We start from the raw sequence: 9145 nt of genomic DNA on the forward strand, positions 1-9145 counted from the left end.
TGGGAGCACGCCTTCTACCTCCAGTACAAGAACCAGAAGGTCGACTTCATCGACGCGATGTGGGCCGTCGTCAACTGGCAGGACGTGGCCAGGCGGTACGCCGCCGCCAAGGAGCGCGGCGACAGCCTGCTCCTGCGCCCCTGACCACGCAGTCACCCCGATGTCCTGCTCGTGATCGTCTTCTCACCGCTCACCGGCAGGCGCACGACGAAGGGCTCCCGCGGGCAGACCGCTCGCGGGAGCCCTTCCGTGCAGCCTGACCCACCTCGCCGACCGGAGGCGTTCGGCCGCCGCCTCCTCGACGCCCAGGCGCTGCGCTTCCGCCTCGCCGACCTGGCGACCGGGCCGCCCGCCGCCCGCGCCCTGGTCCAGCAGGCCGCCCGGGCACTCGACGCGGGCGATCCACAGGCCCCCTGCCTGTGCGCGATGGCTAAGAGGTTCGCCACCGACACCGGGTACTCGGTGGCCGACCGCGCGCTCCAGCTGCACGACGATTACGGCTGCCTCAGCGAGTGCGGCATCGAGAACATCGTCCGTGACCTGCGCGTCCACCGGATCCTGGAAGGAACCAACGAGATCATGCGTGTCATCGTGGCCCGCGGCCTGACGGAGGCGTTCGGATGAGCGGCACCGAGGCCCCCGTCCTGCTGCACACCGCGGGACGGGCCGCCCACATCACCCTCAACCGCCCCAAGGCCCTCAACGCCCTCAACCACGAGATGGTGCGCCGCATCGACGCGGCCCTGACCACGTGGGAACACGACCCTTCCGTGGAGACCGTGGTCATCACCGGCGCGGGGGAGCGCGGCCTGTGCGCGGGCGGTGACATCCGCGCCGTCCACGACGACGCCCGCAACGGCGACGGCACCGCCTCCGCCGCGTTCTGGCGCGACGAGTACCACCTCAACGCCCGCATCGCCCGTTACCCCAAGCCGTACGTCGCCGTCATGGACGGCATCGTCATGGGCGGCGGTGTCGGCGTCTCCGCGCACGGCAGCGTCCGGGTCGTCACCGAGCGGTCCAGGATCGCCATGCCCGAGACCGGCATCGGCTTCGTCCCCGACGTCGGCGGCACGCATCTCCTCGCCCTCGCGCCGGGAGAACTGGGCACCCACCTCGCGCTGAACGGCACCCAGATCGGCGCAGCCGACGCCCTGCTGTGCGGCCTGGCCGACCACTACGTACCGTCCACGTCCCTCCGGCACCTCGTCGACGACCTCGCCGACCTGCCCGTACGAGACGTCCTGGCACGCCATGTGCGGCCCTCGCCGCCGGGCGAGTTGGCCGGACGGCGCGAGTGGATCGACACCTGCTACGCCGCCGACACGGTCGAGGAGATCATCCACCGGCTGCTCGCCCAGGGCGGCCCCGACGCGAAGGAGGCGGCCGAAACCCTGCTCGCCAAGTCGCCCACCTCGCTCAAGGTCACCCTCGTCGCCATGCGCCGCGCTCGGCGCCTCGGCCCGCTGGAGCGGGTCCTCGACCAGGAGTACCGCGTCTCCTGCGCGACCCTGAGCACAGCCGACCTGGTGGAGGGCATCCGCGCCCAGGTCATCGACAAGGACCGCAACCCGCACTGGTCCCCGGCCAGGCTCGCCGAGGTCACCGACGCCGACGTCGAACGCTTCTTCGCCCCCCTCGGCGACCGGGAGCTGGGGCTCGCCGGACCCGACGCCGCCACGGAGGTGGCCTGGTGAGCCGCACCATCGCCGTCATCGGACTCGGTCACATGGGCGGCCCCATGGCCGCCAACCTGGTCAAGGCCGTCCACCGGGTACCCGGCCACGACCTCGTGCCCGACGCCCTCGACACCGCGGCCACGGCCGGTGCCGAACCGGCCGGATGCGCGTCCGCCGCCGTGGCGGGCGCCGACGTGGTCGTCAGCATGCTCCCCGCGGGCCGCCACGTCCTCGACCTCTACGACGACAGGAGGGCGTGGGCGCCTTCGTCGACAAGCGACCGCCGGAATTCCGCCACCGCTGACCCGCTGGTCACCGGTCCGTCCACCTGGCGTGCCGGCTGGATGCCGCCAGGTGGACGCGGTCTTGGCCGGGCAGGCGGCACGCGGTACGGTCGGTGCGATATTGACGACGGCGAGACGGAAGCCGGTGGGAATCCGGCACGGTCGCGCCACTGTGTGCGAGACACCTTGGAAGAAGGGGTGTTTCGTGAGTCAGACCCGTGGCCGTCGTCCTGTGCACCACCGAGATGGGACGCGAACTCCCAGAGGAGGTCCTGCCATGGCGCAGACCGTCGCTCCGCCGACAGCCACTCCCGTTGTTCCCGCCACGCTGCCGCTGAAGGCGATAGCGCCGTGGGCGGTCTTCTTCGGCATCCTGATGCTGGTTCTGCTGTACTTCGTCGGCGCCGAGCAGGGCGCCACCTCCGTGTTCAGCGGCACGGACGTCCATGAGTGGGTGCACGACGCCCGTCACCTGCTCGGCTTCCCCTGCCACTGACGCGAGGGACGCCGCACTCTCATGAACTCCGCAACGGTAAGAAACCTCCTCGTGCGGGGCATGCTCGCCGGTCTGGCCGCCGGTGTGCTCGCTCTCGTCGTCGCCTACCTCCTCGGTGAGCCGAGCGTGGACAGGGCGATCGGCTTCGAGGACGCCCACTCCCACGAGCACGAGATGGAAGTCGTCTCCCGCTCCCTGCAGTCCACCGCCGGTCTGGCCACCGGTGTCCTCGTCTACGGGGTCGCCTTCGGTGGCATCGCGGCGCTCGCGTACTGCTTCGCGCTGGGCCGGGTGGGCCGCTTCAGCCCGCGGGCGACCGCGCTGCTGCTGTCGGTCTGTGCCCTGGTGGCCGTGTACGTGGTGCCGTTCCTGAAGTACCCGGCCAATCCGCCGTCGGTCGGTGACCCGGACACCATCGGCAGGCGGACCACGCTGTATTTCCTGATGATGCTGCTCAGCGTGCTCCTGGCGATTGCCGCCACCATGGTGGGCAAGCGCCTCGCGCCCTCGCTGGGCGCCTGGTGGGCGACGGTGGCCGCGGTGGCGGCGTTCGTCGTCGTGATCGGGGTGGCGTATGAGTTCCTGCCGGTCGTCGACGAGGTGCCGAAGGACTTCCCGGCCGCTCTGCTGTGGCGGTTCCGGCTCTCGGCGCTGGCCATCCAGACCGTTCTGTGGGGCGGTTTCGGTCTGCTCTTCGGCGAGTTGGCCGAACGCCTGCTGAACCCGAAGCCCGCGAACGCCGCGAGTGGACAGACGATTCCGGCCGCACACTGAATCCTTCAGGACACGACAGGGCCCCTCGGAACCATCCGGGGGCCCTCTCGCGTTCCCCGGACACCGACTCCCACCCCATCACAGGCAGGACACGGAGAACCTGCGTGCTGGGCGTGGATCAAACCCGGGCGAGGAGCGGAGGACCAGAGTGGCCAGACACCTTCAGCCGCGCCACATCATCCTCGGTGGCCGCGAGGCTGTGGCCCTCACGCCGGAGGAGTATGAGCAACTCGTCGCCAGCCGACGCCAGATCGGCGGCCAGAGCGCTCGCGTGCGCGTGCTCGCCCAGCAGGCGAAGCGGACCGAACAGCTCCTGCAGGACCTGGAGACGCTGATAGCCGCCCCGGCGGACGGCTGCCGCGAGCAGGCCGGGACGGCACCGACGGCGTCATCGCGGTCGTGCCCCGGCGAGGAGACCACGGAGCGGAACGCCGGCCCCGACTGTCTGCGCTGCGCCATAGCGGCGCTGCTGCGTCGTCACCGGGACCTGCCGTCCTGAACGGCGGTGCGGCCTCGGTCGACGCCCCGGAGATACGCCCGACTGTGCCCCGCGTCCACCGGATGCAGGGCACACAGGGCACACCCGTGCACTTCGGGTCGCACATGCGGTCGAAGCCCTTGTCCTTGTCGTTCGGGATGGCGCTGCTGGAGCCGTCGGACTCGCCGCTGCCCTGACCGGACGAGCGTCCGCCGGGGTCAGTCCGCACCGAGGGACAGACCCCGGCGGATCGCCTCCTCCACCGGCGAGCGGCTCGCGCCCGGGCGGTCCGGGTCGTACGGCAGCGCCGGGGACAGCGGCGGCTGCGCCATGAAACGGGGACGTGTGCCGTGGTGCGGCTGGGCCGCGTGCACCAGGAACGGATGGCAGAGGTACACATCGCCGGGACGGCCCGTGGCATGGGCGAGCGGCCGGTGCGAGGAGGCGTCGGCCACCCGAGGGCCCAGCTCGAGGAAGGAGGCGCCCTCCTCGCCGTACGGCTGGAGGATCCGGGGCACGTCCAGGTGGGAGCCGACCCGGATCCGTGTCGGGGCGTCGGCCACGGTGACCTCGCTGAACAGGAACAGCATCAACAGGGCGCGGTCCCGGGAGCGCAGGTTCGTGTGGTAGTGGGCCGCGCCGTCGGGCAGGTAACTGCCTTCGATGTGCCAGCCCGTGTCGCCGGGCTCGTCGGAGTGCGGGAAACGCAGGGGGAAGGTGCCCAGCGAGTAGCGCGGCTCCCACCGTCCGGGGCCGACGAGCGCGTCGAACGCCGTATGCAGCGCAGGGGAGTTGGCCGCCGCCGCGAACGGCCCCTGCGCCATTCCGCCGACCCGCACCACCGGATCCTGCCAGGTGCCCGGGTCTTGCGGGTCGTAGCCCGTCTCCCGCCACAGCAGCCGCGCGCAGTCCTCCGCGACCCGGGGCGGGAAGGCGCCCTCGATCCGCACGAAGCCGTCGGTCAGGAATCGCTCGACCAGTCCGTCGTCCATCGAGCCATCGTCGGTGATCGGCCGGCCGTACGGCATGTGGTTTTCTGCCGCCCGCCCTTTTGCCGTCCCTCACGATTCCGTCGCTCGTCTTTGCCGTACCGGCAATACGGCTGGCCCCCGGCCGGTGTGCCGTCGCACGCTGGCCGCACACCGAGGAGAGGCTGGCCACCATGGCGCACGACCACCACGCATCAGAGCACCGGCACGCGCACGGACATGGACACGGACATGACACCGACATCGACTGGAGTGAGATGGGCCCTTTGCTGGAGGCCCATGCGGAACTGTTCACCCCCGTCTACGAGCGGGCCATGGCCTGGCTGGCGAAGGAGGTGACCGAGCCGGGGCTGATCGTCGACGCGGGCAGCGGTCCCGGTGTCGTCTCCTGCCTGTTCGCCGAGGCCTTCCCCGGCGCGCGGGTCGTGGCCGTCGACGGGACCGAGCCGTTGCTGGAGCGAGCCCGCGCCCGCGCCGCGCGGCAGGGCGTGACCGACCGGTTCGACACCCTCGCCGGTGAACTGCCCGGCGTGCTGGACGAGTTGGACTATCCGGCCGATCTGCTGTGGGCCAGCCGCAGCCTGCACCATCTCGGCGACCAGCGCGCCGCACTCGCCGCGTTCGCCGCCCGGCTCGCCCCCGGCGGCACCCTGGCCCTCCTCGAAGGCGGCCTCCCCTCCCGCTTCCTGCCCCGTGACATCGGCATCGGGCGCCCCGGACTCCAGGCACGGCTGGACGTGGTGCAGGAGGAGTGGTTCGCGCGGATGCGCGCGGACCTGCCCGGCTCGGTCACCGAGACCGAGGACTGGGCGGCCCTGCTGACCTCCGCAGGTCTGAAGCACACCCGCACCCGCAGCTTCCTGCTCGACCTGCCCGCCCCGGCGACCGACCGGGCCCGCGACTACGTCGGGGCCGTCCTGTCCCGGCTGCGCGACGCGGGCACCGACGACATGGACGCCGAGGACCGGGCCACCCTGGACCGGCTCCTCGACCCGGCCGACCCGGCGAGCGTGCACCGCAGGCCCGACGTGTTCCTGCTGGGTGCGTACACCGTGCACACGGCGGTGCGCCCGGTCTAGCGGTGCGCCGGGTCTGGCGGTGTGCCCGGTCTGGCGGTGCGCCGGGTCTGGCGGTGCGCCGGGTCTGGCGGTGTGCCGGGTCTGGCGGTGTGCCGGGTCTGGCGGTGTGCCGGGTCTGGCGGTGTGCCGGGTCTGGCGGTGTGCCGGGTCTGGCGGTGCGCCGATCCAGGCGACCTGCTCCGACTGGCGCACGCTGAGGAGCAGACGCGCACCCCCGTCCTGGGCACCGTCGCGCTGCACGGGCTCGTCGGCGGGGCGTGGCGGCAGAAGGCGGTGACCCGGGGCGCCTTCGACCGGCAGGGCAGGCCCGTGCGGCCCGGGCCGGCGCCGACGGAGGAACGCATGGCCCTCGATCCGTCCGGCCGCCTCGCCCTGAGATCCGACGGGACGCTCGTCGCCACCTCGACGGGCGGGCGGCGCAAGGGAGTCGCGGGGGTGAAAGGGGAGGACCACCTGGTGGCGGGCGCCTTCAGCCCCGGCGGACGGTGTGCCGCCGTCGCCGACTTCCGGGGCCGGGTCACCCTGTGGGACGCGCGCACGTGGCGCCGCACGGCCGTGCTGCGGGCGGTCGGCTCCACGGTACAGCGGACGGCCCTGGCCTTCTCCGCCGACGGCTCGCTGGTCACGGCCGGCGCGCCCGACGGGTCCGTCGAGGTGTGGGAGACGGCCTCACCCCGCCTGCCGGCGGCCAGGCTCCCGGCAGGCGACGGACCGGTGCTGGCGCTCGGCCTCCCGCCGGACGGCGCGGAGCTGCACGTCGCGACCGCCCATCTGAGCGACCGTACGGTCCCGTTGGAGCCGCGCCGGGCCGCCGCCACGGTGTGCGCGCGGACCGGCGCGGGGCTGACCAGGTCGCAATGGCACCGCTACCTCCCCTCGGTGCCGTACCGCCGTACCTGCGACGGCACTTGACTTGGAGAGCGCTCCAAGTGATGGACTCCCTGTCCGTTCACCGACACACAGGGGGAAACCATGAACGACTCTCCGGTCGCGCTCATCACCGGCGGCGGCAGCGGTATCGGCGCCGCCGTCGCCCGGCAACTGCTGGACGCCGGGTACCGGGTCACCGTCACCGGACGCGGCGAAGGGCGGCTGCGGGACTTCGCCGACAGCCTGGGGAATCCCGGCGAACTGCTGACGGTCGCCGGCAGCGCGGCTGCGTTCGACGACATACAGGACGCGGTCGACCGCACGCTCAAGGCGTACGGCCGGCTGGACACCGTCGTCGCCAACGCCGGCTTCGCGACCCACGACAGCGTCGCCGACGGCGACCCGTCCGGCTGGACCGAGATGGTCCTCACCAACGTCCTCGGCCCCGCACTCCTCATCCGCGCCTCCGTCGACGCGCTGAAGGAGACCCGCGGGCGGATCGTCCTCGTCGGCAGCGTCGCCGGGTTCGTGAACACTCCGGGCAACTTCTACGGCGCGACCAAGTGGGCGGTCACCGGCCTCGCCGAGAACACCCGGCGCCAGGTCACGGAGTTCGGCATCGGTGTCACGCTGGTCGCCCCCGGCCGGGTGGAGACCCCGTTCTGGGACAGCTACGGCAGCCTGCCCCCGGGGCATCTCCTGACCGCGGACCAGATCGCCGACTCGGTGGTCTGGGCGATCCGGCAGCCGGCCGGGGTCGATGTCAACACCGTGGTCATACGTCCACTGGGTCAGCCCAACTGACGTAACAGCAGGGTCAGTTGTTCTGCAGGAACTGCTTGGCCAGCTGGTCCCCGAGGGAGACGGCCGCGCTGTGGCTCTCGATGGGGGAGACCTTGGAGTTCTTGAACAGGATGTACGTGACGCCGGAGTCGGCCCCGCCGGTGGCCGGGTCGGGGTCGATGCCGAGCGCCTTGGCGGTGGCGTACGAAGCCTCGCCGATGATCTTCGTGGGGCCGGTGTCGCCGACGACGGCGTACTCGACCTTGTTGTTGTAGATGACGGCGACCACGCCGCCGCCCTTGATGCCCGCGCTGGAGTAGTTCCAGATGCTGCTGGAGCTGGGCACGACGACGTACGGCAGGGACTCGGCCTTCAGCGGCTTGCCGTCGGACTGGTGGAAGGCCGTGTCGTCCTGGTACCAGGGGTCGCGGTCCTCGTTGCAGTTGGTGGTGCGCTGGCCGTCGCAGTCGATGTCCATGTCGGCCTTCCAGAACACCGCGCCGTTCTTGCCGCACACGGGGATCGTGGCCGAAGTCTCGTCGTCGGTCTTGTACTTGCCGCTGGATATCTGCGAACAGGACTGCACCTTGGCGAGCAGGTCGGCCGCGCTGACCGAGCCCTCGCGGGTGGAAGCGGGTGTGGGGTTTCCGGAGGCGTTGGCGGGCAGCACTCCGGCTGCGAGGAGGGCGGCCCCGGAGGCCGCGGCGAGGGTCAGTGTTCGAAGACGCACTGTGGGGGACCCTTCTGTTAGGAAAGTTTCCTTACCGGGTGCCGTACAAGGTGGCCCCATCCTCATGTTCTCGTCAAGCCCTTGCGGGGAAGTCGGGGAAGTCGTGCCGGCTGGGCTGTTTGCAGGGCTTTTGTCACCAGATGCAGTGATTTGCCCTCCAGGGAACACTGGTCATGTCGAACTGGGAGGCGAGGAGTCATGTTCGTACGCACCATCTATGTGACCGGCGACCCCAAGAAGATCGACACAGCTGTCAGGGCGCTGAACACCGAGGGGCGGGAGCTGCTCGAGGAGCGTCCGGGCTATCGCGGATCCGGGGTCTTCGTGGACCGTGAGCTCGGCAAGCTGCTCGGCCTGAGCTGGTGGGACTCCATGGAGGCGCGGCGCAACAGTGACGAAGTCATGCGGCAGCACAGAGCGGCGCTGCTGGGCGCGTTCGCCGGCACACTGACGGTGGAGAACTTCGAGGCGGTGGTCTCCCACACGCTCCAGCCGCCTCGGGTGGGCGGCGGGTTGCGCGTCACCAGGGTGGAATTCGAACCAGCGGACGCCGACCTGTTCGCCGAGACCTTCCGGACGACCGTGGTCCCTCTCCTGGAGACCATGCCCGGTCTGGCCAGAGCCGGCCTGTTCATCGACCGGGAGCGCGGCACGGGCCGGGTCGGCACCCTCTTCGTCGACCGCGACTCGATGGTGGCGTCGCGGGCCGGCCAGGCGGCGGCCCGTCACGAAGGCGCGGCCAAGGCGCGCGTGAGCGTCGTCGGCCTGGAGGAGTTCGAGGTCCTGCACGCGGACGTGCGCATCGACTGACCCGATCCGGCGGGGGAGTCCAGCGGCGGGGGGGGGGGGCCCCCCCCCCGGGGGGGGGGGGGGGGGGGGCGGGGGGGGGGGGGGGGGGGCGCGCGGGGGGGGGGGGGGGGGCGCCCGGGGAAGGGCCGGGGGCCCCGGGCCCCGCGCCCGGGCCGGGCGCGCGCGGCCGGGCG

The 9145-nt window shown here is 71.9% G+C and carries 11 protein-coding genes, 2 pseudogenes and 1 riboswitch; of the genes and pseudogenes, 11 read left to right on the plus strand and 2 right to left on the minus strand.

All coding sequences use genetic code 11. The annotated features are described in order from the left end of the window. From ACIRU3_RS46770 to ACIRU3_RS46800, 7 genes and pseudogenes are all read left to right on the plus strand, one after another. On the plus strand, positions 1-144 hold a 144-nt coding region (locus ACIRU3_RS46770; protein ID WP_404065262.1), incomplete at its 5' end, for a Fe-Mn family superoxide dismutase. Positions 145-241: 97 nt separating this feature from the next. Continuing rightward, positions 242-624: pseudogene (locus tag ACIRU3_RS46775) on the plus strand (acyl-CoA dehydrogenase family protein); the annotation flags it as partial. Next, positions 621-1697, plus strand: coding sequence for an enoyl-CoA hydratase/isomerase family protein (locus tag ACIRU3_RS46780; RefSeq protein WP_404070430.1), 1077 nt, complete (start codon positions 621-623; stop codon positions 1695-1697). The pseudogene ACIRU3_RS46775 and the gene ACIRU3_RS46780, both read left to right, overlap by 4 nt. Positions 1698-1729: 32 nt before the next feature. Beyond that, positions 1730-1927: pseudogene (locus ACIRU3_RS46785) on the plus strand (NAD(P)-binding domain-containing protein); the annotation flags it as partial. A 127-nt stretch (positions 1928-2054) separates the two neighbouring features. Next, positions 2055-2204, plus strand: a riboswitch (cobalamin riboswitch). A 36-nt stretch (positions 2205-2240) separates the two neighbouring features. Further along, on the plus strand, positions 2241-2459 hold the full coding sequence (locus tag ACIRU3_RS46790; RefSeq protein ID WP_404070432.1) for a CbtB-domain containing protein: 219 nt from the start codon (positions 2241-2243) through the stop codon (positions 2457-2459). A 21-nt stretch (positions 2460-2480) separates the two neighbouring features. Then, positions 2481-3233, plus strand: a complete 753-nt coding sequence (locus tag ACIRU3_RS46795; protein WP_404070434.1) for a CbtA family protein — start codon at positions 2481-2483, stop codon at positions 3231-3233. A 148-nt stretch (positions 3234-3381) separates the two neighbouring features. Continuing rightward, a complete protein-coding gene (locus ACIRU3_RS46800; RefSeq protein WP_404070436.1) occupies positions 3382-3732 on the plus strand; it encodes a hypothetical protein in 351 nt (116 codons plus the stop codon). A 197-nt stretch (positions 3733-3929) separates the two neighbouring features. Here ACIRU3_RS46800 and ACIRU3_RS46805 read toward each other — a convergent pair whose 3' ends face one another. Further along, complete coding sequence (locus ACIRU3_RS46805; protein ID WP_404070438.1) at positions 3930-4703, minus strand: phytanoyl-CoA dioxygenase family protein; 774 nt, start codon at positions 4701-4703, stop codon at positions 3930-3932. A gap of 170 nt (positions 4704-4873) precedes the next feature. On the opposite strand from ACIRU3_RS46805, the gene ACIRU3_RS46810 reads away from it, so the two are divergent. The 3 genes from ACIRU3_RS46810 (at position 4874) to ACIRU3_RS46820 (ending at position 7453) form a co-directional block, all read left to right on the plus strand. Then, positions 4874-5779, plus strand: coding sequence for a class I SAM-dependent methyltransferase (locus ACIRU3_RS46810; protein ID WP_404070440.1), 906 nt, complete (start codon positions 4874-4876; stop codon positions 5777-5779). A 123-nt stretch (positions 5780-5902) separates the two neighbouring features. Further along, positions 5903-6691, plus strand: a complete 789-nt coding sequence (locus ACIRU3_RS46815; RefSeq protein ID WP_404070442.1) for a WD40 repeat domain-containing protein — start codon at positions 5903-5905, stop codon at positions 6689-6691. Positions 6692-6751: 60 nt separating this feature from the next. Continuing rightward, positions 6752-7453: an SDR family oxidoreductase gene (locus ACIRU3_RS46820; protein ID WP_404070444.1), complete on the plus strand. Its 702-nt coding sequence runs from the start codon at positions 6752-6754 to the stop codon at positions 7451-7453. A 13-nt stretch (positions 7454-7466) separates the two neighbouring features. Here the strand turns inward: ACIRU3_RS46820 and ACIRU3_RS46825 are convergent, their stop codons facing one another. After that, entirely contained in the window at positions 7467-8162 is a 696-nt protein-coding gene (locus ACIRU3_RS46825; RefSeq protein ID WP_404070446.1) for a glycoside hydrolase family 75 protein, read from the minus strand. A gap of 198 nt (positions 8163-8360) precedes the next feature. Here ACIRU3_RS46825 and ACIRU3_RS46830 point away from each other — a divergent pair, with 198 nt between their 5' ends. Further along, a complete protein-coding gene (locus ACIRU3_RS46830) occupies positions 8361-8972 on the plus strand; it encodes a hypothetical protein (protein WP_404070448.1) in 612 nt (203 codons plus the stop codon). The last annotated feature ends 173 nt before the right edge of the window (positions 8973-9145 follow it).

The organism is Streptomyces sp. NPDC101151 (assembly GCF_044768335.1).
Lineage (GTDB): Bacteria > Actinomycetota > Actinomycetes > Streptomycetales > Streptomycetaceae > Streptomyces.